Source organism: Pseudomonas sp. GL-B-19, assembly GCF_019956415.1.
Taxonomy (GTDB): domain Bacteria; phylum Pseudomonadota; class Gammaproteobacteria; order Pseudomonadales; family Pseudomonadaceae; genus Aquipseudomonas.
Genome location: NZ_JAHBDK010000040.1, coordinates 1 through 26,105, shown reverse-complemented (window position 1 = coordinate 26,105; position 26,105 = coordinate 1). Strand labels below are relative to the sequence as shown.

General features: G+C 57.7%; 22 protein-coding genes and 2 pseudogenes. 15 read left to right on the top strand and 9 right to left on the bottom strand.

Features of this window, described 5'->3' with window-relative positions; translation table 11 throughout:
- Window positions 1–25: 25 nt before the first annotated feature.
- The 3 genes and pseudogenes from KGB06_RS16770 to KGB06_RS16760 form a co-directional block, all read left to right on the top strand.
- Complete coding sequence (locus tag KGB06_RS16770) at window positions 26–2,062, top strand: LTA synthase family protein (protein ID WP_223517625.1); 2,037 nt, start codon at window positions 26–28, stop codon at window positions 2,060–2,062.
- A 629-nt stretch (window positions 2,063–2,691) separates the two neighbouring features.
- Window positions 2,692–2,838 (top strand): annotated as a pseudogene (locus KGB06_RS16765) (dienelactone hydrolase); the annotation flags it as partial.
- Window positions 2,828–4,492, top strand: a pseudogene (locus tag KGB06_RS16760) (Ig-like domain-containing protein); the annotation flags it as partial. The pseudogenes KGB06_RS16765 and KGB06_RS16760, both read left to right, overlap by 11 nt.
- Window positions 4,493–4,709: 217 nt before the next feature.
- Here KGB06_RS16760 and KGB06_RS16755 read toward each other — a convergent pair.
- Window positions 4,710–5,162, bottom strand: a complete 453-nt coding sequence (locus KGB06_RS16755) for an Lrp/AsnC family transcriptional regulator (RefSeq protein ID WP_223517624.1) — start codon at window positions 5,160–5,162, stop codon at window positions 4,710–4,712.
- A gap of 180 nt (window positions 5,163–5,342) precedes the next feature.
- On the opposite strand from KGB06_RS16755, the gene KGB06_RS16750 reads away from it, so the two are divergent.
- On the top strand, window positions 5,343–5,957 hold the full coding sequence (locus tag KGB06_RS16750) for a LysE family translocator (RefSeq protein WP_223517622.1): 615 nt from the start codon (window positions 5,343–5,345) through the stop codon (window positions 5,955–5,957).
- 65 nt (window positions 5,958–6,022) lie between these two features.
- Window positions 6,023–6,508, top strand: a complete 486-nt coding sequence (locus KGB06_RS16745; protein ID WP_223517620.1) for a MaoC family dehydratase — start codon at window positions 6,023–6,025, stop codon at window positions 6,506–6,508.
- A gap of 86 nt (window positions 6,509–6,594) precedes the next feature.
- Here the strand turns inward: KGB06_RS16745 and KGB06_RS16740 are convergent, their stop codons facing one another.
- Window positions 6,595–7,812, bottom strand: coding sequence for a DUF3422 domain-containing protein (locus KGB06_RS16740; protein WP_223517619.1), 1,218 nt, complete (start codon window positions 7,810–7,812; stop codon window positions 6,595–6,597).
- A 417-nt stretch (window positions 7,813–8,229) separates the two neighbouring features.
- Between KGB06_RS16740 and KGB06_RS16735 the strand changes: the two genes are divergently transcribed.
- From KGB06_RS16735 to KGB06_RS16705, 7 genes are all read left to right on the top strand, one after another.
- The gene (locus KGB06_RS16735) at window positions 8,230–8,634 is read left to right on the top strand and encodes an antitoxin Xre-like helix-turn-helix domain-containing protein (RefSeq protein WP_223517617.1); all 405 of its coding nucleotides are present in this window, start codon (window positions 8,230–8,232) and stop codon (window positions 8,632–8,634) included.
- The gene (locus KGB06_RS16730; protein ID WP_223517615.1) at window positions 8,628–9,320 is read left to right on the top strand and encodes an RES family NAD+ phosphorylase; all 693 of its coding nucleotides are present in this window, start codon (window positions 8,628–8,630) and stop codon (window positions 9,318–9,320) included. Before KGB06_RS16735 ends, KGB06_RS16730 begins: the two co-directional genes overlap by 7 nt.
- A 156-nt stretch (window positions 9,321–9,476) precedes the next feature.
- Complete coding sequence (locus tag KGB06_RS16725; RefSeq protein ID WP_046030377.1) at window positions 9,477–9,800, top strand: hypothetical protein; 324 nt, start codon at window positions 9,477–9,479, stop codon at window positions 9,798–9,800.
- Window positions 9,801–9,994: 194 nt separating this feature from the next.
- The gene (locus KGB06_RS16720; RefSeq protein WP_223517613.1) at window positions 9,995–10,753 is read left to right on the top strand and encodes an SGNH/GDSL hydrolase family protein; all 759 of its coding nucleotides are present in this window, start codon (window positions 9,995–9,997) and stop codon (window positions 10,751–10,753) included.
- 3 nt (window positions 10,754–10,756) lie between these two features.
- A complete protein-coding gene (locus KGB06_RS16715) occupies window positions 10,757–11,185 on the top strand; it encodes a nuclear transport factor 2 family protein (RefSeq protein ID WP_223517611.1) in 429 nt (142 codons plus the stop codon).
- Window positions 11,186–11,378: 193 nt separating this feature from the next.
- The gene (locus tag KGB06_RS16710; RefSeq protein ID WP_223517609.1) at window positions 11,379–11,702 is read left to right on the top strand and encodes a hypothetical protein; all 324 of its coding nucleotides are present in this window, start codon (window positions 11,379–11,381) and stop codon (window positions 11,700–11,702) included.
- 153 nt (window positions 11,703–11,855) lie between these two features.
- A complete protein-coding gene (locus KGB06_RS16705) occupies window positions 11,856–12,428 on the top strand; it encodes a chorismate mutase (RefSeq protein WP_223517608.1) in 573 nt (190 codons plus the stop codon).
- A gap of 131 nt (window positions 12,429–12,559) precedes the next feature.
- On the opposite strand, the gene KGB06_RS16700 is transcribed toward KGB06_RS16705, so the two are convergent.
- The 3 genes from KGB06_RS16700 to cax form a co-directional block, all read right to left on the bottom strand.
- Window positions 12,560–13,696 (bottom strand): nickel/cobalt efflux protein RcnA, encoded by a 1,137-nt coding sequence (locus tag KGB06_RS16700; RefSeq protein WP_223517606.1) that lies wholly within the window; start codon window positions 13,694–13,696, stop codon window positions 12,560–12,562.
- A gap of 8 nt (window positions 13,697–13,704) precedes the next feature.
- Window positions 13,705–13,980, bottom strand: coding sequence for a metal/formaldehyde-sensitive transcriptional repressor (locus KGB06_RS16695; RefSeq protein WP_223517604.1), 276 nt, complete (start codon window positions 13,978–13,980; stop codon window positions 13,705–13,707).
- Window positions 13,981–14,047: 67 nt separating this feature from the next.
- Window positions 14,048–15,118, bottom strand: coding sequence for a calcium/proton exchanger (gene cax, locus KGB06_RS16690; protein ID WP_223517602.1), 1,071 nt, complete (start codon window positions 15,116–15,118; stop codon window positions 14,048–14,050).
- Between the two features lie 265 nt (window positions 15,119–15,383).
- Here cax and KGB06_RS16685 point away from each other — a divergent pair, with 265 nt between their 5' ends.
- Complete coding sequence (locus tag KGB06_RS16685; RefSeq protein WP_223517600.1) at window positions 15,384–16,871, top strand: sensor histidine kinase; 1,488 nt, start codon at window positions 15,384–15,386, stop codon at window positions 16,869–16,871.
- Here the strand turns inward: KGB06_RS16685 and KGB06_RS16680 are convergent, their stop codons facing one another.
- Window positions 16,872–17,570: a response regulator gene (locus KGB06_RS16680; protein WP_223517599.1), complete on the bottom strand. Its 699-nt coding sequence runs from the start codon at window positions 17,568–17,570 to the stop codon at window positions 16,872–16,874. It lies immediately after the preceding gene.
- A gap of 563 nt (window positions 17,571–18,133) precedes the next feature.
- Between KGB06_RS16680 and KGB06_RS16675 the strand changes: the two genes are divergently transcribed.
- On the top strand, window positions 18,134–21,106 hold the full coding sequence (locus KGB06_RS16675) for a multicopper oxidase domain-containing protein (protein WP_223517598.1): 2,973 nt from the start codon (window positions 18,134–18,136) through the stop codon (window positions 21,104–21,106).
- 146 nt (window positions 21,107–21,252) lie between these two features.
- Here KGB06_RS16675 and KGB06_RS16670 read toward each other — a convergent pair whose 3' ends face one another.
- Window positions 21,253–22,179: a Gfo/Idh/MocA family protein gene (locus KGB06_RS16670; RefSeq protein WP_223517597.1), complete on the bottom strand. Its 927-nt coding sequence runs from the start codon at window positions 22,177–22,179 to the stop codon at window positions 21,253–21,255.
- A gap of 326 nt (window positions 22,180–22,505) precedes the next feature.
- Here KGB06_RS16670 and KGB06_RS16665 point away from each other — a divergent pair, with 326 nt between their 5' ends.
- A complete protein-coding gene (locus tag KGB06_RS16665; RefSeq protein ID WP_263288297.1) occupies window positions 22,506–23,444 on the top strand; it encodes a helix-turn-helix domain-containing protein in 939 nt (312 codons plus the stop codon).
- Window positions 23,445–23,507: 63 nt separating this feature from the next.
- Here KGB06_RS16665 and KGB06_RS16660 read toward each other — a convergent pair whose 3' ends face one another.
- The gene (locus tag KGB06_RS16660) at window positions 23,508–25,427 is read right to left on the bottom strand and encodes a tyrosine-protein phosphatase (RefSeq protein WP_223517595.1); all 1,920 of its coding nucleotides are present in this window, start codon (window positions 25,425–25,427) and stop codon (window positions 23,508–23,510) included.
- Window positions 25,428–25,711: 284 nt separating this feature from the next.
- A partial coding sequence (locus tag KGB06_RS16655; RefSeq protein WP_223517594.1) for a hypothetical protein occupies window positions 25,712–26,105 on the bottom strand: 394 nt, incomplete at its 5' end.

Here is a 26,105-nt window from a genome sequence, read left to right as displayed (position 1 = left end):
CGACATTTTTAATAGGGAAACTTCGATGGGTTGGCTGAAATCGAGACGTTTGCATTACTGGCTGGGCGCAACAGCGATCGCGTTTGTGCTGTTTGCACTGCTGCGGGTGGTGTTCTTTTTCGGCTTTTCCGGTTTCGACGCTAAAGCCCTGAGCGACGACAATGCCGTCCTGACAACCCTGGGCATCGGCTTTCGTTTCGACTTGCGCCTGGCCATTCTGGTCATGCTGCCGTTGGCGTTGTTGGCCTGGATCCCTCGCTGGAACCTGATCGACAGCCGCCTCGTTCGCTGCATCGCTCGGGTGTATCTGGTTGCCGTGCTCAGCGCTCTGCTGCTGATCTACATCATCGATTTTGGCCATTACGCGTACCTCGGCGTGAGGATCAACGCCACAGTGTTGCGCTTCATCGACGATGCGCAAATATCCCGTGATATGGTCTGGCAAACCTACCCGGTTATCTGGATTTCACTGGGTTGGCTGGCAACAGTCGCGTTGGTGACACTGGCCTTGGTTCGTCTGGAGCGCGTCACGCTGGACCGTCCCCGCAAAGTCATTCACCGGTTCTCCGCGACATGGGGCAGTGCGTTGATGGTCGTGCTGGTGCTGCTGGGTATTTTGGGTCGTGTCGAACACTTGAATATTGAAAACCCTGTACCGCTGCGCTGGAGCGATGCGTTTTTCTCGGGCAATAACCAGGTCGCCGCATTGGGCCTGAACCCGGTGATTTTCCTTTACGACACCGTCAAGGTCGGCCAGTCGCGCTATGACGAAGCGCAGGTGCGCGAACATTACGCGGTCATGGCCAACTATCTGGGCGTCGACCAACCCGACCCGCAGACCCTTGATTTCGTCCGCCACCAGGCGCCACAACCCTACAAAGTACCGGGCTCGCGGCCACCGAACGTGATGTTCATCATGCTCGAATCGCTGGGCACCAGCGCCGTCGGGGCCTATGGCAACCCGATTAATCCAACGCCCAACATCGATCGCCTGGCGACGCAGAGCTGGTTCTTCAAGCACTTCTATGTGCCGGTGACGGGGACCGCAAAAACTGTCTGGGCCAGCATCAGTGGGGTGCCCGACGTTACTCGACAGGAAACCGCGACACGTAATCCACTGATCACCAACCAAAACACGCTGGTCAATGCCTTCACCGGCTACGAGAAGATCTACACCATTGGCGGCAACTCCGGTTGGGCCAACATGAATGCCTTGATCAAGCAAAGTATCGACGGCGTTCGTCTGTTCGACGAGCGAGACTGGAAATCCCCAGTGGTGGATGTCTGGGGGATCTCGGATCTGGACCTGTTCAAGGAAACGGATCAGATCCTCCAAACGCTGCCCAAGGACAAGCCGTTCTTCGCCTATGTGCAAACGGCCGGTAACCATCGCCCCTTTACGATTCCAAAGACCAATGACGGATTCGAGGTCAAGCACCCTACCCTGGAGGAAGTCCAGGCCGCAGGCTCGCGCAGTGTCGAGCAATACAACGCCGTGCGCTTGCTGGACTTCAACATCGGACGCTTGATGGAAATCGCCAAGGCCGGCGGCTGGTACGAAAACTCCATATTCGTGCTGTTTGGCGACCACAACACCCGTATCGCCCAGATCCCTTTCCTGGCACCGGCCTACGAGCAACTGGGTCTGGAAAGCAACGCGGTGCCGATGATCATCCACGCACCAGGCATGATCGGGACGCGCAAGGTCGAGGAAGCCGTTGGCCTGGTGGACTTGCTGCCAACCGTGGCGGGTATGGCCGGCCTTGAGTTTCGCAACAGCGGCATGGGCCGTGATATTCAGCAGCCCGCGCCCGAAGGCGAACGCGTGGTGCCATTGGTGTTGCGCGAAGGCACGTTCCCGCTGATTGCCGGCGTGACTCAACACTACCTGGTACAGATGGAACACGACGGCAGCTCGCCAAGTCTCCATGACCTGGCCTCACCGACGCCGCTGGACAACGTCGCCGAGCAACACCCCGAAGAGTTCAAGCGGCTGTCAGAGTTGACCCGCGCCATGCATGAAACCTCACGGTTGATGCTGTACCAGAACGTGCGCAAGTAACGGCTTTCCCGCGTCTATAGTGCAAATAGACGCGGGCCTCCCCCTGATACCAGTATCTAAAACTCACCCTCAATAGCGGGCAGCTAACACCCGGAAACCGCCACTCACGATGGCTGCTAAACGGCAGTGATTCAGATCGTGGCAGGCCAATGGTGAGGCAGCAGAATGCTCAGCCAGAATTTTTGCTACCTGCCGAAATTTGCGTGAACGCAAGGTAGTAGCCATTGCAATCGCGGAGCCCGAACTCCCTTGATCCATAGGGCATGTTTTGAAGCGGCCAAGCAATGGCGACCTTGTCTTTCACTGATTCGTAGTATTGATCCACATGCGAAATCGCAAAGTAAAGAGTGCCCGAAAAGGCTACAGAGCTCCCCAAAATATCCGCTTGGGTAAAGGTGAGGCTGCAATCCTGTAGCTGGACAGTGATTGTCGACTTGAGGGACGTTCAGCCTTCTCACTAAAGACCGCGAACAGAGTTAACGATGAAAGTTATGCGCGGCGGTTCGAATGAGGGCTTTAATGTCCATGCTTATATGCAGCCACATTAGCTTCGACTTCCTACGAAGGTGGCTGCGCCTAACGGCGGGTTCAGGTTGCCATGCACTTGTCTAATCAAGGAAGAAACGACATTGAAAATAGCTTTTGGCGCCCTGTTGTTGACCTGGCTGACTACTATCGCACTCGCTGACCAGAACGCTGTCGGCTTCCACTCTTCCACACTGGCGGACTCGCACAATGACCGCGCACTGGAGATGGTTGTTTGGTACCCGCGTGCCGTTCCACTTGATCGCCAACGACGGCAACCTCATGGAACACGCCGTGCCGTTCGATGGGAGCATGGACCTGGACGCCGACGGCGATGTGCAGGACCACAACGCCATCCTGCCCAGCCAGGGCATCGCCGAGCGTTTCGACATCATCGTCAACTTCGCGAAAAACGGGATCAACACCGGCGACAAGCTGTACTTCGTCAACCTGATGGAGCATCAGAACGGTAAAGGTCCGGAGAGTAATCCGCTGAGCCTGGCCGATGTCCTGTCCGGCAAGTACAAGGCGGTACTCAAGCTGGGCAGCAAAGGGCTGCAATGGGAGAACGGCGACCCGGTGGTGGGCAAGTTCATGCAGATGGTGGTCCAGCCTTACTCCGGCCAGGACGTGAGCATGAACCCTGCCGACTTCGAACCCGCCAAACCGGGCAAGGCGGCGGGTAAAACCATGATTCCGCTGACCCTCAACCGCGACGACCCGGCGGTGCAGGCCAAACTGAAACTGGCGCGGCATCGCGAGTTCATCTTCGGCCGCTCCGACGGTACCGACGAACAACCCTGGACGATCAAGACCGACGGAGGTTTAGGCTTCCAAATGGACCCTCGAATCATCAGCGCCGCTCCGCAACTGGCCAACGGTCCGACCCCTGCCGGGTTCTCCGGCGACGGCACCCTGGAAGTGTGGAAAATCAGGAACGGCGGCAACGGCTGGAGCCACCCGGTGCACGTGCATTTCGAAGAAGGCATCGTCCTCAACCGCGACGGCAAGGCGCCGCCGGAATGGGAAAAGTGGGCGCGCAAGGACGTCTATCTCATCGGCGAAGGCATCGACAGTTCGGTGGACGTGGACATAGCGATCCGCTTCCGCGAATTCGCCGGGACCTACTTGGAGCACTGCCACAACACCCAGCACGAGGACACGTCCATGCTGCTGCGCTGGGATGTAGAGCATCCGGGCCAGTTCCAGTTGATGCCAACGCCCATACCCGGCTGGGACGGCGTCACTTACGTCAACTCCGCTGCGCTGCCGACCTTCCGCACTGGCGATAAACGTGACAATAACGAAGGCGAAAACAAAAAACCAATTGCCAACCCAGACAGCGCCATCAGTAACACCGGCCAACCGGTGACCATCAACGTGCTGGCCAACGACAGCGACCCCGACGGTAACGTGCCACTTAAAGTGGTGGGTCTGGAGCAACCGGACTCCGGCAAGGGCGTGGTCGCCACCGATGGTCTGCGCGTGATCTACACCCCACCGGCCATCGTCCCCGCACCGTTCACCGCGACCTTCACCTATCGGGCCAGCGATGCCAAGGACGCGAATTCGGACCCGGCGACGGTGTCCGTCAATGTCACCGCTGCAGCGGCCAACGAGACTCTGGCGGTCACCAGCGCTTTCGTCACCGTTCGTAGCGACAATCGCTACACCTGGGATATTTCCGGCACCACCACGCGTTTTACCGGCAATAGCGTGACGGTGACCGCGTCCACTACCGCCGGGACGCTTAATCTGGGCAAGGCCACGCTCACGCAAGTCGGCACGGGTGCGAAGTGGCGAGTGTTGGTGGCGACCGCCGGTGCCGGGCCGGCGCCAAACCCAACCATCACTGTCACGTCTGCGCTTGGCAAGGTGGTAACAGCACCAGTCTCGGTGCGTTGATGGGGGATTGAATCGGCAAATTGCTTGGCAGCCAAATCTCCAGAGGACCGGCATGTCAAGCAGTAGCTCAGCGCTAAAGCTTCCATCGTCGGTGGACAAATGACCGTTATGGGTCGGTTACAGCCGGTCACGACAAGCAGAAAACGGCCAGATCGGGTCACTCCGTATCAACGCAAACTCTGTATGAAAGGCAAAGCCAGAAGCCCCGGCCCTGCCATCACAACGGGAGCGGCCGGTCCTGAATGACCCTTTTCATGACAAGGGTTGAGGTCAGGCGCTGCACATTAGGCAATGTCGATAGGCTCTCGTCGTACAGCCGTTGGAACGCCGGCAAATCCTCGGCAATGACGTGCAGCAGGTAGTCCGGTTCCCCAAACAATCGCTGGGCATCGACCACCTGCGGTATTTCAATGAGCGCCGCCTCGAAGGCAGCGACAGCTTGTCTATTCCCTTCGCGAAGCGTGGCAAACACCATGGCGGAAAAGTTGAAACCCAATGCACCGGGGTCCAGTTGGGCTCTATAGCCGAGCAACACTCCCGACTCTTCCAGCGCCCGCACCCGTCGATGGCAAGGGGAAAGGCTCAGACCCACGCGTTCAGCAAGTTCGGTAACCGAAAGACGGCCGTCCTTTTGAAGCTCAGAAAGAATCTTGCGATCAATCCTGTCCATTCGGAACAATCTCCCAATCCTGCGCACGTAAATGATGATCTTTGAAAGTTAATTCTAACCACATTTCACTATTCTTCCTTTGACTAATATTTGCCGCACTCCTCTTCCAGAGGCGGCTTTTGATTCAAGGAGCAGGACGATGCAGGTCACAAAATCGCAACAGCAGGTATGGGTAGCGCCATGACCGTCAGCGTTTTCATCGCATTCTGGGCAGTGTCGATTCTGTTCGTCATCACACCGGGCGCAGATTGGGCCTACGCAATTTCGGCGGGATTGAAAGGCCGAGTCGTCATACCCGCCGTGGGCGGACTTTTGTCCGGTCATTTGATTGCAACCGTGATTGTGGCCGGTGGTGCCGGCGCGCTGGTTGTTAACCATCCCATAGCCTTGTCAGCACTGACCGTTGCCGGAGCGGGTTATCTGCTTTGGCTGGGCATCAACATGCTTGCCCGCCCCGCTACACCGCGCGCTGATGACATACAGGCGTCGGGCTCCTGGAGTCGCTGGGCGATCAAGGGGCTTTGCGTGAGTGGGCTGAATCCGAAAGTGTTTCTGTTGTTCCTGGCGCTATTGCCTCAGTTCACCGACACAGCCGCTGCCTGGCCTGTGCCGATGCAGATGATTGCGCTGGGACTCATCCACACCGTCAGCTGCGGCGTTATCTATTTGCTGGTTGGATTTGGTTCACAGGCTGTACTGCAAGCACGTCCGGCGGCGGCTCGCGGTGTCAGCCGTCTATCCGGAGCGGCCATGGTCATTATCGCGGTGGTGCTGCTCACCGAGCAGATGGGTTGATTCTTTTTTCAGCGAGCCAACTCCAATGAGCGACTAACCTACGCCTTTACCACCCGGGAGCGTTTATGAAGAGTCCAAGAGAACGTGCTGCCGAAGGCCTCCAGATCGGAGACCGGTTCACGATAGTCCGCTGTTTTTCAGAGGTTGATATTCGTCAATTCGCGCAGATTTCTCGCGACTACAACCCGGTTCACTGCGACGCACGTTATGCGCAGTTGCGCAGGTTCAAGGCACCCATTGCCCATGGCCTGCTGACCGCCAGCCTTGTCACCGAAATTGGCGGGCAAATCGGCTGGCTGGCGACAGGGATGAGTTTCGAGTTCAAACGACCGGTGTACCCGGGAGAACAACTCATCTGCCACTGGCTCATCGCTGATATCGATGAACGCGGTCACGCAAAAGCCGAAGTCAGGATTGAGAATGCTGAAGGCATCACAGTGCTGGAAGCGACGACTTCTGGCGTGCTGCCTGGAATTGAAGAGCGAGAATGCCTCAAGCAGATGCTGTCTGAAGGGGATCCCACCAACGGTGCTGCCGAATCCATGAGTTGATTGCCTGGAAATGGCGGAAGCTGGGGAATTGCCCAATCGTTCAAGACCACGCACCCTGGTAAAAAGTGAGCATCAGGGTCATCGCCTTAATGCTCTTTGACTTTCTTGATACGAAGCACAATCAACGCAAGAATGCCGATTGCGAGCGGCGTCATCGCCAGCATGGCCTCTCGCGGGGCCACTGCAACGCCGAGCAAGTGCAACCCCGAGTAGCCAAGTTTGAGCAGGTTAATCAGGTAGTAGGTAATCGCAATAATCGACAGACCTTCCACTGCGCGCTGGATCTTGATTTGAGCATCGGCGCGGGCGTTCAGGCTTTTGAGAATTTCCGAGTTCTGTTCTTCCATTTCTACCTGGACCCGTGCTTGTAACAGATCGCCCAGGTTGGCCACGCTTTTGGCCAAGTGCTCCAACCGCTGTTCGGTGGCGGAGCAATACCTGACGGTGGGTTTGAAGCGGCGTTCGATGAACACGCCAAGGCGTTGGCAATCGCCCACATGACTTTCCCGCAACTCACCCAAGCGTTCAAACACCAGTTGAGCATAGGCCTGAGTGGCACTGAAGCGGTGGCGGGTTTTCGCGGTGCTGCTGACCACTTGGGCAGACAGGTTGGAAATATCTGCAAGCAGAGCTTTCGCATTATTACCGTCGGCATGGGCGTTACGTTCGGAGAGCGTGACCAAAGTCTTGTCAAAAACATCGAGTTGCGCGCTCAAGGACTTGGCCATGGTCAAGGATAACGAGGCCATCATCCGGTAGGTCTCGATTTCCAGAAGGCGACGTATCATTCGACCTTGGCGGTAGGCGTTCAGGCGCCGGTTGACGAACAATAGGTGGTTGTTGCCATCCTCGCTGATACGAAAATCGCTCCAGACCACCGCATCGCCACCACCCACGCAAGAACCGCTCGGGTCCTTGAAACCATAACGGGAGAGATCCAGGTCGGCTTCACCACGCACGACGATCTGCACCGAGTTGATGAGCGTCGACAAATGCCCCTCGACCTTCCGTGCCAGCACCTCGGGCAGCGTTGTCCAGGACAAGTCATTGCAGGATGAAGTGACCACCAGGGTCAGGGTGAAAAACTCGGCATGGCGCTCCCATTTCAGTGCATGACCATCGAGTTGAGTAATGCCTTGGGCGGCATTCAGGTCGAGGGAGCCAGGGCAGCAGTTTTGAAGGAATGCATTGCACTCCTGATCGCTGCCGAGGAAGGCCAGATGAAACACATGGGCCGGCTCATCGAAATACAGTGACGGGCGCGCGTGCAGTTCGTTGTGCAGGCTTTGTCGTAACGGGTGCATGTTGTGTGGCCATGTTGGAGTTGTTTTTGGCGCTTACGATTAATGCCCACCCGAGTAACGAGTCCGGATCCCCCATCAAGCGCTGCTCAGTTGGATCAATGTCCCAACCCTTCACAAAGCAGGCGATGGCCGCACCGACAACCAGGACCATGGGCATTGCCAGCCCTGTTTGAAAGCGAGAGCGGTGCTCGGTTGCCAGGCGCCACGTCCTTCGGGGCATTATCGACTGCTGTTGTTGGTGGGACTGTTTGACGAACTCATGAGTCACCACCAAGTGACGATTGTTGCGCAGGTGTTGCTTAGCCTGTCCGTAGGGGAACCCAGTCTCGAGGAAACCGAATGGCTACTCGATGCACTATTGATCTGTAGACCCAATCTATGTATTTTTGAGTCTACGGATCAATTGAGATCTAGAAGATGGCAGCCCCCTTTCAGGAACAAGCACTCACCAAGACCCAATGCGTCACGGGCTTGCGTGCAGCAGTAGGCATTCTCGAAAAATGGTCCGCGTCCAGCGATCAGGCCTGTCGCATCCTGCGCATTTCCCGCAGCACCTACACCCGCGCCCGGCAGCGCGATCCCGAATGGGCGGTGGCGCTGGACGCGGATCAGATGCAGCGCATCAGTTTTGTGCTCAACATCCACGCAACGCTGCGCCTGGTTTTCGATAATCCGGAAAACGTCTACGGTTTTCCGTCGATGGCCAACGACAACGAGTTTTTCAATGGGCGCTCCCCCCTCGAGATCATGTCCCAGGGCGATATGATTTCTCTGTATGAAACCTTTCGGCGCATTGATGTACTGCGGGGCGCGCAATGGTGAGGGTGAGCGAACTGGCAGCGCTTGCCGGCGAGCAGTTACAGGCCTACCGATTGGTCAATTCGAAGTTTCCACCGATTGCGCTGTTTGATGACGTGGCAGACGCGGACGAGTTTGAGGTGCTGTATCAAATACAGGCGCTGACAAATCCCCGACTGCATAACGAAGTGGGTCGTCTCGAGTTGATTGCGCGAGATCAGATCCCGTTCGGTATTCCTGGCTGCTCTTACGCGATAGCGCCTTTTACTCACGTCAACCCTTCAGGTTCGCGGTTCAGCGATGGCAGCTTTGGGGTGTTGTATCTGGCGGACTCCATGGAAACGGCACTGGCTGAAGTGCGGCATCACCAGAGTCTGTATTGGTCGAATGTTCGTAACCTGAACTATGAGCGCTTCGTTTTTCGTGGGCTGTCCTGTTCCTTTGTGGACGTGGCGATGAAAGATGCTACGTCCATTGCGCTGACGGATCCTGTCTATGCGCCGGACGATTACACGCATTCCCGTCAATTGGGCAGATCGATCAAAGAAGCGGGATGTCCCGGTATTCGTTACCGCTCGGTGCGTATGCAAGGTAGTTATTGCTGGGCGCTGATGACGCCGCGACCGGTTGCATCGATTGTTCAGACGGCTCATTACGAGATGATCTGGAATGGCCAGATCACCAGTGTCAGCAAGATCAGTGAAGCGTGAATGTGAACTGGCTGCGGTGGAACGCATGAAAAACGGGGGCCGCATGCATCCATTGCCGGCATCGATAGTCACCATCAACTCAATGAAGTTCTCATAAAAAATCCTCGGCGTAACATCCGCTCCATACCAACCCATAACACCCCGGAGCACACCATCATGAAACGCCAAACCCTTCTCAGCATCGCTTTCTCGGTTTTCGCAGTTAACGCTTTTGCCGCTACTTCTGCTCAACCCGTGGTCGCTGAAGGCGGCTCGGATCGTCTGATTGAAAGCCGTGTGGCTGAAGGTGGTTCGGATCGTTTGATTGAAAATCGTGTAGCCGCTGATGGTTCTGACCGACTGATCGAAAACCGTGTGGCCGCTGATGGTTCTGACCGTCTGATCGAAAACCGCGTTGCCGCTGATGGTTCCGATCGCCTGATGCAGAACCGCGTTGCCGAAGGTGGCTCCGACCGTCTGATTGAAAGCCGCGCCGCATAAATGCAGGGCTTTAGCGCAGTACTCAATGAAAAGCCCGGCCTGATCAGCCGGGCTTTTTCTTGAGCTATTTTTGATGCACTTGCCGCGCTGGCGTTATACAAATATCGCTGACAACGGTTAGCACACGGCCCATCGAAAGCATTTTCGACGACGAACTATCCAGATAACCATGGCCCTCAACACGGCACCCCTGCATGAACCACACTGAAGCGCTCGCCAGAATTCTGCTCGGTCCCTTGTTACTCATGCAGGGCGTTTACACCCGATGGGTAACGCCCAGACTGCCGGAGGCCGAGGGCGAGCGCCAAGGCATGGCCGGCAGCGGCGTAGCCCTGCGGTTGTTGATTGTGGGAGACAGCGCCGCCGCTGGCGTTGGAGCATCGACTCAGGACGAAGCACTCAGCGGCCAACTGGTCAGCCAGTTGGCCAGTGATTACCAGGTGTCCTGGAAACTCTGGGCCAGGTCCGGGCTTGATTCGCAAGCGCTGCTGGAGCTGCTCGACAGCAGCGCTCCAGAATCCTTCGATGTGGCACTGGTGTCTATCGGCGTCAACGATGTCACCAGTACATTGGCGGCTGACGAGTGGGTCGCTCGACAAGATCAGTTGATGGACCTGCTGCGCAGCAAGTACGCGGTGAGGCAGATCGTGGTGTCCCCTCTTCCGCCCATGCACCTGTTTCCAGCGCTGCCGCAACCGCTGCGTTGGTACCTGGGGTGCAGGGCCAGTGGTTTCAACACGCGTCTTGCCGAGTTGGTGGCGCGCATCGATCACTGCACGATGCTGACGACCCGGTTGGCCCCCGTGACGGGTTCGATGGCACGGGATGGCTTCCATCCTGGTCCTGCGATATACAGTCAGTGGGCGGACGATGCGGCGGCGGTCATTGACCAACGCTTTCGCAACACCACGCCTTTCGACATTGCAGAACCCACAATAAAAATACAGGAGTAGAAAATGTCTGAACTGAACCTGCATCCCAACGCGACGGCCTCCTTGAAGCAATGGCACGAGATGATCCGCACGGATGACTTGAGCGCCTTGCCAGACTTGCTGGACCCGCAAGCGGTGTTCCGCTCGCCGATGGCTCACACGCCTTATCCGGGCGCGGCCGTCGTTTCGATGATTCTCAACACCGTGGTCAACGTGTTTGAGGACTTTGCCTACCACCGCGAACTGGCGACGGCAGACGGGTTGAACGTCGTCCTGGAATTCAGCGCCAACGTGGGCGGCAAACAGTTAAAGGGCATCGACATGATCCGCTTCAATGAACAGGGGAAAATCGTTGAGTTTGAAGTGATGGTCCGTCCCTTGAGCGGTTTGCAAGCCTTGGGCGAGCATATGGGACAACGCCTTGGCGCTTATCTGGCGGCCAGTAAAGGCTGATTTAGTACGGCGCATTTGCGGGATTCCCGCCGTTTAGACACCCGGAACTCAAGTGCCGCGCGGTGAAGTCACCGCGCGCAATGATCCATTGCCGACATCGATAGTCACCATCAACTCAATGAAGTTCTCTTAAAAAATCCCCGGCGTAACATCAGCTCCATACCAACCAATAAGCACCCCGGAGCACACCACCATGAAACGCCAAACTCTTCTCGCTATCGCTTTCTCAGTTTTCGCAGTTAACGCTTTTGCCGCTACTTCTGCTCAACCTGTAGTCGCTGAAGGCGGCTCGGATCGTCTGATTGAAAGCCGTGTGGCTGAAGGGGGTTCGGATCGTTTGATCGAGAATCGTGTGGCCGCTGATGGCTCTGACCGTCTGATCGAGAATCGTGTGGCCGCTGATGGCTCCGACCGTCTGATCGAAAACCGTGTAGCCGCTGATGGCTCCGACCGCCTGATGCAGAACCGCGTTGCCGAAGGTGGCTCCGACCGTCTGATCGAAAGCCGCGCGGTATAAATGAAGGGTTCTACCGCAGCACTCAACGAAAAGCCCGGCCAAACAAGCCGGGCTTTTTCACGCACAAAATAAACCAGTCCCCACTTAAAGCCTCTGCCGCACCTGTGGTACATAAGACCTGATTGTGAACTTTGCGCTCAATGAGGTTTGCCCATGCTCCACTCCCTACGCTTGCCGCACCTGCTGAGCTGCGCCCTGTTCGGTTTGTTCGCTGGCGGCGTCCAGGCCGGTACACCCTCCCCTGCGCCCGACAGTTTGTTACCGCTGCTGGTGACGATCAACGAGCGCTTGAACATTGCTGATCTGGTGGCGTTGACCAAATGGGACAGTGGCAAACCGATCCAGGATACGCCCCGGGAAACGCAGCTTATCGACAACGCCAGGAAGAAAGCCGAGGGCCAGAAACTGAATCCGGACGAAGTTGCCGAGCTGATCGCCGCACAAATCGAAGCCAACAAGCTGGTGCAATACGGCCTGCTCGCTCAATGGCGCGCGGCGGACAAGGCGCCAGACACTCCACGGCCGGACCTGATCAATCAAATCAGGCCACAACTGGATGAGCTGCAACACCGCCTGCTGCAGCAATACGCCGACTTCGTGCCCTATCGCAATGACCCCAACTGCCCAAACTGGCTGGGGACCGAGCGAGCGAGCCTGATCAAGGATCAACTGCACGGTCAGGCCCTGATCCGCGCCACCGGGGAGCTGTGTGTCACCGCTCAATGACCTTACCCCTAGCTGATGCATCCATCGTCGGCATCAAATGCATGGCATTAGCGCGGCACTCAATGAAAAGCCCGGCCTGATCAGCCGGGCTTTTTCGTGCACGAAACAGATCCGCGCCCATGCAATGCGTGTTAAGCGTTCAACCCGATCCAGCCATGAATGCCGACATACAAGCCCACGCCGATAATCAACGCCCCGGACAAATAAGGTGCCCGACGCGCAACCGCACCCAACCATGGCCAGCGATTGGTGGCTTGACGGGCGCCAATGGCTGCCGCCGCGCCGACCGATACCAGCGTAATTGCTAAACCAATACTGAAGCACAAGACGAGTGCGCCACCCAAGGCGACTTCCTTGACCTGAAGGCAGAGCAGCAAAACGGTGATGGCCGCCGGGCAAGGAATCAACCCTCCCGTCAAACCGAACACGATGATCTGGCCGGTGGTCACTTCACGATTGGTAAAGCGCTTGCGAATGTCATTGGCATGGGCACGTTCATGCGCATCCTGATAACCATCAACCGACAATTCCAGGCCTTCCAGTTCCGCGTGCGAATGCCCGTGATCATGCTCCAGGTATTCCAGGTCGTAGTCGTGAGAGTGCCCGGCGTGTCCAAGGCTCAAGCGAACGCTGAATTCATGGGGTTCGGGAATGTCCGCCGTCGATTGCAGAAAACCGTCATGCTCAATAAATGAGAACGCTTGGGTGCTGCCGTCCGGACGCGTCGTCAGCACCCGGACATCCGCAGCGCCCCAGGCATGCCCGCTCAACGCTTTCAGACGCCAGTGCGGCGGCATGCCGGCTTCGAAAATCGAAAGCTCGACACGGCCATGACCGGTATCGATACGCTGGGTTTCATCGTGGTGACCGTGGTCATGTTCGCCGTGGTGGTGATCTTCACCCTGCTCGAACTTGAACATCTGTTCGCCACGCCAGGTGCGCCACAGCATCCAGAGCGCTATCAAAATAATCAGTGCAGCGGATGCGAGTTGGAAATACGGCTCGGTGGTTTGAGCATCCAGCCCCTTGCCCAAATACATGCCACCGATAGCGACCAGCCAGACCACCGCCGTATGCGACAGCGTTGCGGCCAGACCCAACAACACCGCCTGTTTGACCGAGCCACGAATGGCCACGATGAACGCCGCCATCATGGTTTTTGAATGCCCGGGTTCAAGCCCGTGCAAGGCCCCCAGCAGTATCGCGCTGGGGAAATAGAGCCACGCGTGGGCGCCACCCTGTTGAAGCAGTTCTGCGAAATTTGGCATTACCGGGCCTATTTGGAGTAACGGCGGATGGCTTCGAGCAGTTCTTCGACGCCTTTGGCCCGCTCCTCATCGCTCAGTTCAGGATTGGCGACATGTGCATGGGCGTGAGCTTCGATGATTTCATCCATCAAACCGTTCATGGCCCCGCGAGTCGCCGCGACGAGATGCAAAGTCTTGGCGCAGTCGGCCTCGGACTCCAGCGCTCGCTCTATCGCCTGAACCTGTCCGGCGATGCGTTTTACTCGTTTCAATAGATCGTCTTTTTGCCCGTGAATGTGCGCCATACCATACCCCCCCTACCTATTTGGCGCATGATCACCTGCAATTGAGAGATTCGCAATCCCCAGGCGTTCAGGCCAACACATCAGGTGTAAAGAAATAGGCCAGGCCGAGGATCAAGTACACGGCGAGTAATTGCACCCCCTTCAGCCAGTCGGATCGTCCGTCGCCGGCCACCTGACCGGTAATCAGAACGGCCAGCAGCACACTGAGGACCAAACCGCCGGAGAACGCCAGGTCCATCGGTGCCGAACCGATGGCGTAGCTGACCAACACGAGAACGGGGGCCACGAAAAGGGCAACCTGAACGCTGGAACCAATCGCAATCGAGAGCGAGAGGTCCATGCGATTTTTCATGGCCGCCGAAACCGCGGAAGAATGCTCAGCGGCGTTTCCTAGTATCGCGACTATAAAAACACCGACAAAGAGGTTGCTGAGTCCAAGTTGATGCGCACTCGGCTCGATGGCCGCCACTAGAATCTCGCTGACCCAGGCAATCAACAGCGTCGCCACGGTCAAAACCAGCAACGCCTTGCTCTTTGACCAGAGCGGGGACTGCTGCCCATCGCTCGCAACATGAGGGTCCCCGGCAAACAGGTTCTTGTGGGTAATCAGCGAGTACACCAGAAACAGCCCATAAACCAGCAACAAGACCACGGCGATATACAAGCTCAACCTCTGCAGCCCTTCAGGTGCACGAGGCGCCACCACGGCGTTGTAGGCAGCAGCCAATACAAGTGCAATGGTCGCCATGGTCAGTAACGTGGCTTGGGAACGAGCTGCGAGGGCATTGAATTGCTGCTCCTTGTGTCGCAACCCGCCGGCGAGCATGGCGGCTCCCAGCACCAGCAGGATATTGCCGACAATGGAGCCGATCAGGGAGGCTTTCACCACATCGTGCAAGCCGGCCCGCAATGCGCTAATGGCGATGATCAGTTCGGTGGCGTTGCCGAACGTGGCATTGAGCAGTCCACCGACCCCTTCTCCAGAACGCTCCGCCAGTTGCTCGGTCGCCCGGCCCAGCCATCCGGCCAGTGGCACGATGGCCAGAGATGCCGCCAGAAAGATCAGCAAGTCCTGCTGTGGCGCAATGAACTTCAAGAGGATAGGAATGGGGACGAAGACCAACATCCAATAGAGCATGGCTGTACTCGCATGAGGCCAAGGTGATGAAGCGGCGATCGATATCCCGGTAAGAATGGCTCACTTACGTAACACCGTCGAAAATCCCACCAACATAACAATGAGAGTCAGTTGCTAAAGTCGAAAAGGAAACCTGCTGGTCAAGAAACGAAATATCATTTTGATTGAGGGGAAGCGCTTTAGCCGATACATGCCAGACTCCAGATATCCGTTGAGTTGCAGGGTTTTCCAACCGGTTTATCACGATGATCAGGGAACCAAATCGATGGTAAAAAATGCAAAAGTCGAATCAGAAAACGAGACTTTTATCGCGCAGGAGACTGAGGCTCTGGTCGAACCAACCCCTGCTTCCGATGTGGCTCGCAATGGAATCTGGCGCACACGGATCAGGGGCCGGGCGCGCGAGCTGAGTCGCTCGACCCAGTTTGTCATTGCCGCTACGGTGATCCTGGGACTGACCATGTTCTTCGTTGGCAAACTGGTGAGCGAACGAATAGAAAGTGCCGCGGTACAAAGCGCGGCAGAAGCAGCCGCTCAGTACATGGATACGTTTCTGGAGCCCTATGTGCAGGAGATGAGCCGGGACAACGGCCTCTCGGCTGAAAGTGTCCAGTTCCTGGACCGCCTCGCGGAAAGTCGTTCGCTAAAACAGCACATTGTCTCGATCAAGATCTGGCGAGCGGATGGCACGGTGATCTACGGCACGAATAAAGCCATCACCAACCGAAAATTCCCACTGGATGAGATCACCGAGGCACTCAAGGGCAAAGTGGTCACTGACCTTCAAGACCTGAGCCAGGAGGAGAACGAGTTCGAGCGCAACCTCAACCTGCCGCTCTATGAGATCTACGCGCCCCTGCGGGATTCAACCTCTGGGAATATCGTCGCGGTGGGCGAATTTTATGAAAAGGCCGATAGTCTGAAACGCGAGATCAATCGGGTCCGACAGCAGGTATGGGGGGTTGTGGGCGCCGCGACGCTGGCAATGCTGACGCTACTGTTCTTCATCGTGCGACGCGGTGACAAGATTATCCAGCAACAACAAGTTGCACTGCGCTTACGGTTGCAGGAGCAAACCCGTTTGCACATCAGCAATGCCGAACTCCAGCGCAAGATGGCGACGGCTACCCAGGAGTTTTCCCGGGTCAACGAACTTACCTTGCGGCGCATTGGTGCAGACCTGCACGATGGGCCGGCGCAGTTATTGACCTTGATTCTGATCCGGCTCGATGACCTGGCCGAAAACTGCTCGGCTGTCGATCAGGAGTCGATGGAAACCATTCGTGGCGCCGCCACCGACGCATTGCGTGAGGTCCGCGATTTGTCACGAGGCCTGGCACTTCCGGAAATTAACGACCTGAGCCTGGTGGAAGAATTGCAACTGGTGGCGCAACGGCACGAGCAACGTACCGGCACCAGGGTCACCTTAACCCTGGGGCCGCTGCCAAAGGCCACGCCGCTGCCGCTCAAACTCTGTTTGTACCGTTTTGTGCAAGAAACCCTCAACAACGCTTACCGTCATGCCAACGGCGAGGGTCAGGTCATCCAGGCGCAATACATTGATCAGGTATTGAATATCAGCGTCAGGGACAGTGGTCCGGGCATGGCGGCGGACGCCATGCAGCTCGATACATCCGACAGAACCCGTTTGGGGCTCGCCGGTTTGCGTTATCGCGTTGAATCTCTGGGCGGGTTGTTCAGCATCGACTCCTGCGCCTCTGGTACGTCGGTCAATGCACAGTTCAAACTCTAGTCAGGGGCCGCTTTGGGCATCCATTGGTGTATTCCCTGCGCCGATGTGAAGTCGCCCGACAGCTTCGCGCTCCCTGTAATGCCGTAGGGCCGTGACCGCTTCGACACGATTTCGGGCGTTCAGTTTCTGCATCACACAGCCCATGTGGTGCTTGACGGTTTTTTCGCTGATCAACAGCTTTGACGCAACCTCCCTATTGGTCAGCCCCTTTGAAACCTCACGAATGACCTCCTCCTCGCGATGGGTCAGATCAAACGTGTGAATTTCCGCTTCGTGTTTCTTGGTGTTACTCAGCAGTTTGTTGGCAAACTCGGGGGTGACATACGTTTCACCCTTGGCAACCAACCTGATCGCCTGGACCAGTTCCGGTCCGCTGACACCTTTCAACACATACCCTCGCGCGCCGGCCTCCAGCGCCAAAAAGGCGTCATTTTCGGATTCTGAAACCGTCAGCATCAGCACCTTCACATCCGACAGCTCATTGGAAATGAACCGCACCGCGGCGAAAACATCACCTGGCATATTGACGTCCATCAGCATCACATCCGGACGCACCCTCTGGGCGATATCCCTGGCATCTTGCGCACTGGCGCCCTGCTCCACGACCTGAAAATCCGCCCGTTTTCTCAATGTATTGGCAACGCCCTCACGCAACATCGGATGGTCGTCGGCAATGCAGATGCGAATGAATGGATTCATGACGCGCTCCCGAAAGGATTAACACTCGAACATTCATTCATTAATAGCAGGGAACCCAGGATGACGCCGATCACCGGTCGTGTTTTCCAGGCTCCTGGCGCTCGGATATCAGACTTAGGTCGGATAAAATCCGATCGTCAATAAGCAATCATGATTACAAGACTCTATACATTTATACCCCAACCCATTGTTTTAAAAGGCCGCTAAAAACATCAAAAAAAGACAGCCTCATAAAACCCGGATCCATCTTTCATCCGACCAACAGTCGCTCTCCTGCGCTTAGGCACAACTTCGCTTTGCCAAAACACCCCGCACAATCGCACCCTGTATTGGGGGATATCCCCCGTCATCGGGGTTTTCATCCTGGCTTCTCATTCGCCGGCTTAAAGCCAGCAGATAAGGGGGGCGTGGCGTAGAGCCATTAGTCACTTCCTGTCACTTTTGGCTGGAAATATGCATCGTCCCCATCCCGGCTCGAAATCAATCGCCAGCTGGGCCAGAAGCCGTGGTTCGTTGCCCATGTATTGCCACGCGCTTCGAGGAACCCGTCAGAGGTGTTTGCGATGAAACTAGATACCGGAAGGTTGAATCCTAGTCCCTTGTCCAAAACCAGGCTGGCGTTGAGTATCTCTGCTGCCGTGATCATGTTGGGGCTGGGCTTGTCCCAGACCCAGGCAGTCCCCCTCGACAACACCGATCCCCCGCCTCCTACCGACCCATCGGCGTTCACCAATCCGCCTGCCGATCCCGATGCCGCATTGCGGGACTTGCTCAAGCTGCCTCCCGCAAACGTCGGCGCCTTCGACTTACCCAATGGTGTGACCGGAAACCGCCAGACCCCCTTGGTCGACAATGTGCTGCCACCCAATCTGCAACCCAGCTTTAACATCCCCACTAACGGTAATGCCAGCCCGGTGTTCGGGGTTCAACCGTTCACACAGAAGCTTGAACTGTTCGAGGAATTCGGCTCGAACAAACTGGATGCGACCGACCCGCCATCACCCGTTCCGTTTCCGGTCCCGACGGTGGGCCCCGCACCGGCGCAAGATCCATTGAAGGTGGCTCGTAGCGGCCCATCGCCGACTGCGCTGGATGCCTTTCTCAGGCAGCCGGCATTGACGCCCTTCCCGACAGAGTTCTCCAATGTACTTGACCGCAACCCCTGGAAGGCGCAGATCGAGGATTTCCTCAATCGTCGAGTCGATTCGCCCGCAGAAGGCCGGCCACCGGGAAAAGGCTGGTCGCACCAGCGTTTCAACGAGTTTTTCCCGCGCGACGCCTTCAAGACGGTGCAAGCAGGCGCGCACGTCAACAGCGGTTTACGTGATCGCATGCAACGGCATAACTACGCCGTGGGGGAATTTGCGCCAGGCGGGCTCTATCACAACACCAACGGCACCCCGGCCAACGAGGGCACCACCAAGGGCATTGAAGTGCAGTTTCACGAAAACTTTCCTGTCCAGGACCATAATGCGTTGTGGACATTCGACGGCACCTTTCCGCCCAAACTGCTTCTAGTCCGCTATGGCCAGGCGATGCTGATGCGTCATTACGATGCCTTGCCCATTGACCCATCGGCCAACCGGGGCTTTGGCCTGCACACCCTCACCACCCATGAACACAACGGCCACTCGCCCGCGGAAAGCGACGGCTTTGCCAACGCGTTCTTCTTCCCGGGTCAGTACTACGACTATCGCTGGCCGATCCAGTTGGCCGGTTACGACTCCATCAATACCAGCGCTGAGGATCCGCGAGCGGCATTCCCGTGCGACCCCGGTGAGATCCTGTTCGTCAACGACGCCACCCCCGGCTTCAAGACCTGCAACAACGGCACCATCAAGATCCGTGGCGACTGGCGAGAAACCATGAGCAGCCACTGGTTCCACGACCACATGCTCGATTTCACCGCGCAGAATGTCTACAAGGGCAACGCGACGATGATGAACTACTACAGCGCCGTGGACCGTGGCAACGAGTCGGTCGACGACGGGGTCAACCTGCGCTTGCCCAGTGGTTCGGGTCTGGGGTGGGGTAACCGCGACTATGACGTCAACTTGACGATCGCCGACAAAGCCTGGGACCAGACCGGCCAGTTGTGGTTCAACCCCTTCAACACCGACGGTTTTCTCGGTGACCAGGTGCTGACCAACTGGGAGTACAAGCCCTTCCTGGACGTACGTGCCCGCCGCTACCGTTTCCGCATTCTCGACGGATCGGTTTCTCGTTACTTCAAGCTGGCGGTGGTGCGTCAGGTCAATGGTAATGGTGGCGAGTTTCCTGGCCCGAAAAGCTCCGGGGTTTCCTATAACCGGGTGCCGTTCCACATGATTGCCAACGACGGCAATATCATGGAGCACGCGGTGCCGTTCGATGGCAGCCTGGACCTCGATGGCGACGGCGACACACAGGACAACAATGCCATTCTGCCGATACTGGGCGTTGCCGAACGCTATGACATCGTAATCGACTTCGCGAAAAACGGCATCAATCCGGGCGACAAGATTTTCTTCGTCAACATCGAGGAGCATGAAGACGGCAAGCGTCCCAAACGCGACATTCCATTGGCGGATGTACTCTCCGGGAAGTACCTGCCCGTTGTCAGGCAAACCAGCCACGGGCCACAGTGGGTCAACGGTGACCCGGGCGTGGGCCTGTTCCTGCAACTGAACGTCCAGCCTTACACCGGGCAGGACGTGAGCATGAATCCGGTCGACTTCGAGCCCGCCAAACCTGGCAAGCCCGAGGGCAGGTTCATGATCCCCCTGCCTTTGAACCGTGATGACCCTGCCGATATCGCCCGGCTTGCCCAGGCGCGGCACCGCACCTTTATCTTTGGCCGCTCCAACGGCACGGATTTCAAGCCCTGGACGATCAAGACCGATGGCGGCGAAGGCTTCGGCATGGACCCGCGCCGGATTTCAGCCGCGCCACAACTGGCCACTGGCCCGACACCGGCAGGGTTCAAGGGTGAAGGCACGCTGGAAATCTGGAAGATCCAGAACGGCGGCAATGGCTGGACTCACCCGGTGCATGTGCACTTCGAGGAAGGGGTCATTCTCACTCGAGGTGGCAAACCGCCGCCAGAATGGGAAAAAGGCGCGCGCAAAGATATCTACCGTGTAGGCCGCGATTCCGACAGCCTCGACGATGTCGAAATGGCCATACGCATCCGTGAGTTTGCCGGTACCTACATGGAGCACTGCCACAACACACAGCATGAGGACACGTCGATGCTCCTGCGCTGGGACTCTGAGCACCCGGGCCAGTTCCAATTGATGCCCACACCCTTGCCTAGCTGGGACGGCGTGAAATTCGTGGCCTCGGTTGCGTTACCGACATTCCGTACGGGAGATGGCGTCGGGCCACAGCCCAATGTCAACAATGACCCGGAAGATAGCAGCGGCAGCGGTAGTGGCAGCAGTGGCAGTGGCAGTGGCAGCGGCAGCAGCAGCAGCAGCAGCAGCAGTGGCAGCGGCAGCGGCAGCGGCAGCGGCAGCGGCAGTGGCGGTGGCAGCGGAGGTAAAGGCAGAGGCTAGCGTCGTCTATCAAACGGCTGGTTTTGTCGTCAGCAAACGAAAAAAACCGCTTATATGACCGTTTCAATCCCAAAGCCGCCTGTCATCACAGTCGGCTTTGATTCAACCAGTCGATGCAGCAGATTGGCTAAATCTTTCAGCGGCCGCTAATCGTAGAACGGCTCAACCGACGCCCGACTGCCGACAAAAAAACTATCGGCAACCAGTCGCAGCGGCTGGAGGTCCAGGTCACTGGCTTTGTCGTCAATCAGCTGTTGAAAATGTCGATACACCGCCGCGTACTCGCCCTCCTCCGATACGGCTTGGCGCACGCCGTCAATACTCAACAGTGCTCCACCATTGTCCAGTCGCAGGATGCCTTCAGTGCAGCGAAACTCGATGCTCCAGAGTTCCTCATGACCGTGGTCGAAATCGAACTCCGCGCGGACATCGAGGTGGCGCGCATCAGACATTTTGATGGAAGCGGCAATAGGCGACTGGCAGTTGCCGGGGACGCGCAGCTCGGCAGACTCGACAAACAGCGGCAAAGCCAGCAGATGGGTTGCAATCGATAAGGCATTGATGCCGGGATCGAAGACGCCCAGGCCTCCGGGCTGCCAGATCCACACCTGGCCGGGGTGCCACTTGCGCACGTCTTCCTTCCAGTCGATCTGTACGCTTTGCAGGGCACGGGTGGCCAGCCAGTCACGGGCGGCTTCGATACCGGGCGCGTAGCGTGAATGCCAGGCGAACAAACCACTGACACCTTGCTCCTCTGCCTGATTCACCAACGCCATCGCTTCACCCAACGTGGCGCACGGCGGTTTTTCTACCAGCACGTGTTTGCCAGCGGCCAGCGCTTGTTGCACCAGAGCGAATCGCCCTTGCGGCGGTGTGCAAAACGCAATCGCATCGATGTGCGGGCCGTTTTCGAGCAGCTCGCTCAGGGACTGAAAATTCTCTACCCCGGCGCAGGGCTGCCCTTGCGTTGCGACAGACACCAACTGGAACGCAGGGTTGGCGTTGATCGCTGGAACGTGTTGATCCCGGGCAATCTTGCCGTAGCCCACCAGGCCGAGACGGATTGGTTGCATCAATGACTCCTGTTTTTTTTCTTGTCTTGGTACGCGAATCGGCAAGATTACGTTTGTATAGCGGGGAAGTCATCGATGACGTGCCAACGGTCCATCCAGCCGGCGAACTTGAGTACTGCTATCCCTGTTAATGCCCGATTTGGATCGATCGCCGCCCTCCACATTCCACGCCATCACAAACCTGTCACCCGCGCCTGCTAACGTCCTCATGCTCCCCGCGTACCCCACATTCCATCGTCCCTGTACCCAAGTTCCCTCGACCCAAGGTGCCACTCAAGGTGTACTCACCCCCACCACGCCAGCCAATCATCCTCAGATCCAACGACATGCGCTGCGATGACTTTGGCGCGCTGTTCTCGACCATGTTCGGCAACCGCTACTCCGATACGCCGCCCCCACCTGCCAACATCATCATCGGGGGCGTCTACGGCAGGCATGAAGGCGTCAGCTTTCGCAGGATGCATTACCGCGGCGACTTCACGGTGATCTTTCCCGATCCCCATGATGAAATCACCTTCGTCATTCCTACTGCCGGCAAGATCGTCTTCAATCACACAACCGAATCGGTGGGCGTCACCCACGTTGGTCTGGCAATCGACAAAGCCGATATTCGCTCGATGCATTTTCTCGACAATCATGCCCAGCACGGGATTTCGATCAGACGCGCCCTCTTCACCGAGCGACTGTCGACGTTGCTGGAAAAGCCGGTCCTGGAAAAGCTGCACTTCGAGCCGGTGGTAGATTTGAAAATCCCGGCCTTCCAGGGCATCAAGGCCTTGATCGATCTGGCGACGGGCACCGAGTTCGGCCTGCTGATCAACGCGGGGACTCTGATGCCTTCACGTCTTCGGGAAATGCTGATCGACGCGGTACTGGAGGCCTGGCCGCACAACTTCACGCGAGCCCTTCGGCGCCCTGCTCCGCTGATAGCGCCACGGCATGTGAAGCGGGCCGTCGAGTACATTCAGGATCATCCCGATCAACTAGTCAGCGGCACGGATCTGGCCCGACTGAGCAACGTCAGCCAGCGCGCGTTGCAGGAAGGTTTTCGGCGCTTCGTGGGCATTTCGGTTGTCGCCTATCAACGGCAAGTGCGGCTGGAGCGTGCCTACGATGCGCTTGCGCAGGATGCCCCGACGTCCGTGACCGAGGTGGCCTTGCGATTCGGGTTCAGCAATGTCGGCAGGTTTTGCCAGTACTTCCAGAACGCCTATGGTGTGAGTCCCGCTGATTTGAAATCAGGGCGCCCGCGCGCCCGACGCTAACCGGTTCGTCCTGCATAAAGCCAAGGCCGCCGAATACCGGCGGCCGGAACCCATGCCGCAGTGTTAGAACGAATAGCTGGCGTTGATGCCACCGCTGAAGCCGTGACTGTCCCCTCCACCGCTGGCACCAATTTCGCCCCCAAGGCTCAGCGGGCCGATATTGGCCATGAGATTGACCCCGGCGGTGAACTGATCCCGGTTATCAAAGGCTGCGCGTTGTTCGACATCCAGACCCAGCAGGTGTCCTTCGCTATAGACTTCGTTATCGCCCAGCACATGCTCATAACCCACCTGAACACCCGGCACCAGTTGCCAACTACCCATGCCGACCGGGGTAAATGACACATTCAGATTGGCCACCGCACTGCGCCGGGTTTCATTGATATCGTCGACGTCGAGAGCCAGCTCGCTGCCCTTCTCCTGGAAGCCGGACACGTTCAGGTGACTGACGCGAAGGCCGAGGCTCGGTTCGACGATCATGCCGCTCACCGGCACACGATAGCCCAGCGCCAGGGTTGCACCGGAGAGATTGCCATGGCTGTCGCCTTTGGCCGTCCCTAGTCCGCCACCGAGGTCACGCTTGCTTTCGTAGTCAAGCCAGCCGGCGTTGGCGTCGGCGTCGACAAACAGGCCGCGCTCCAGGCCGTCCGGGGCATAGCGGGCGCCGGCGGTGAGAAAGGTCCAGTCAGTGTCCACCTCACCGCCCGCCCCGCCGACATTACCGCGACTGTATCCGAAACCCGCGTGGGCGCTGAGTTGTTCGGTGAAGCGCTGCGTCAGGCCGATCATCAACCCTTGGCTGTGCTCGTTGCTGCTGGCGGTTTCGGACGAACCATCGGTGCCCAGATAGCCCGCCAGTGCAGTGCTCCACAAACGGTATTGGCCGATCTTGAGATCTGTGCCGCTGGTGAAGGGCGCAGCGGCCCGGTCGATCATCGCCCCCTGGCGCAGCAAGTAGCTGGCAGAGTCGGCGTGCACCTGGCCACCGACAGTGGACTCGACACCACCAAGGGTGCCGGCATCAATCGCCGATTGCAGGTAATAGTTGTAGTCGCTGTAGGTGCCTGACAGGTTGCTGTTCTGCAGCTGTTGCAGCAACCCGGCACCTGCGGCGGCGTTGCCGAGGAGGCCTGCCTGGCCAGGCAGGCTGTTGTAGAAAACCATCTTGCCGCGCAGCACGTAGATGGTCTCCTGGGACAGGCCAAGGCCTAGCTTGAGGTAATTGTCCATGCTGCCGTACTGCGCGGTGACCTGATCCAGACTGGCTTGCAAGAAACTGGCTTCCACGCCGAGGAGCGGCGCATAGATCGCGGCCATGCTCGGTGGCATGGCCGCCAGCGTCGCCGCCACGCGCGCGGCAGTGTATTCGTTGGTGGCAAGGTAGTCGCTCATGATGGTGGCGCTGTCGACCCCGGCAATGCTCAGCAACACGGCGGCGGTCCAGCCTGTACGGTCCTTGCCGGCCGTGCAATGGAACAGAGCGGCGCCGTCAACTTCGGCCAGCTCATTGAACAGCGTGTTGAATTGACCGCGCACCCCCGCATCACTGACGAATGACCGGTTGATGCCCTGCATCATGGCGATGGCGTCGGCGGCACTTTCGAGCGGGCCCGTGGGGAGGTTTGAACCGGACGTGGCGTTGCCAAGAATGTCGATGTTCAAATAGCGAGCACCGTTGGGCAGGGTGTCAGGCGTACCGGCGATTTCGCTCGGCGTGCGCAGGTCGTAGACGGCTTTGATGCCGAGGCCATTCAAGGTGCCCAGATCCGCCGCTGACGGGGTCAGCGCGTTGGAGCGGTAGAACACGCCGTTACGCATCGTGCCGTCGGTAGCCGTGGAATACGCGGTGGTGGTGCCGGCGACATCGCGCAAGTTGTCGATGCTGCTCAAGCGGGGGGTGTCGAGGGAGTTGGTCTCGGCAGCCTGGGCAGCCGCGATAGACAGGCTCAAAACGGACAGTGAACACAGAAGACGTGAAAACACGGTGCAGCCTCATTTATACGCATTGGGCTGACCACTATCTGTAATGAAGAAATACCGAATATGACAGATTGCCGACGGATGAAAATCCGTGCGCGATAGGTCCGGATAGCGCGCTTTTGGTCCGTATATCCCTATGGCAATTGGCCGTGCAAAACTCTCTCGCAGAGGGTAGGCGAGGATTCCCACCTACCACTCTGGACAAAACTCCCCACCGAAGAAATCGAACTGACCTCAAGCGTACAGCAGACTTTGCAATTGAGTCTGCTGCACTTCCCGGTCAGCCGTTATGGATGATCAGTGCGACTTTTCGATACCGACATCCCGGTTTTGCTCAAGCCTTTCGAGTTGTGATCGCCTGGAGTCGAGTCAGCAATAGCTCTGGCTTTGCTTATGCCATGAGTATCTCTGGAGTGGGCGATGCCTGAAGTCGTTTGGCCATGACCGCGATCACTATTGTGCTCACTGCCGTAGTGATTTCCGCTTTCACCATGATCGCGAACGGCCCTGCCGGCATGATCACTGCTGAGCCCATTGCCGCGGCCGTTACTGTGAGTGCCGCCGGAGTGATCGGAACCGTTGTGACCAGCGTGACCAGCGCCTGTACCGCCGCCATGGCCACCGCCAACGCCGCCTCCGTGACCGCCACCACCACCGGCGCCACCACCACCACCACCTGCC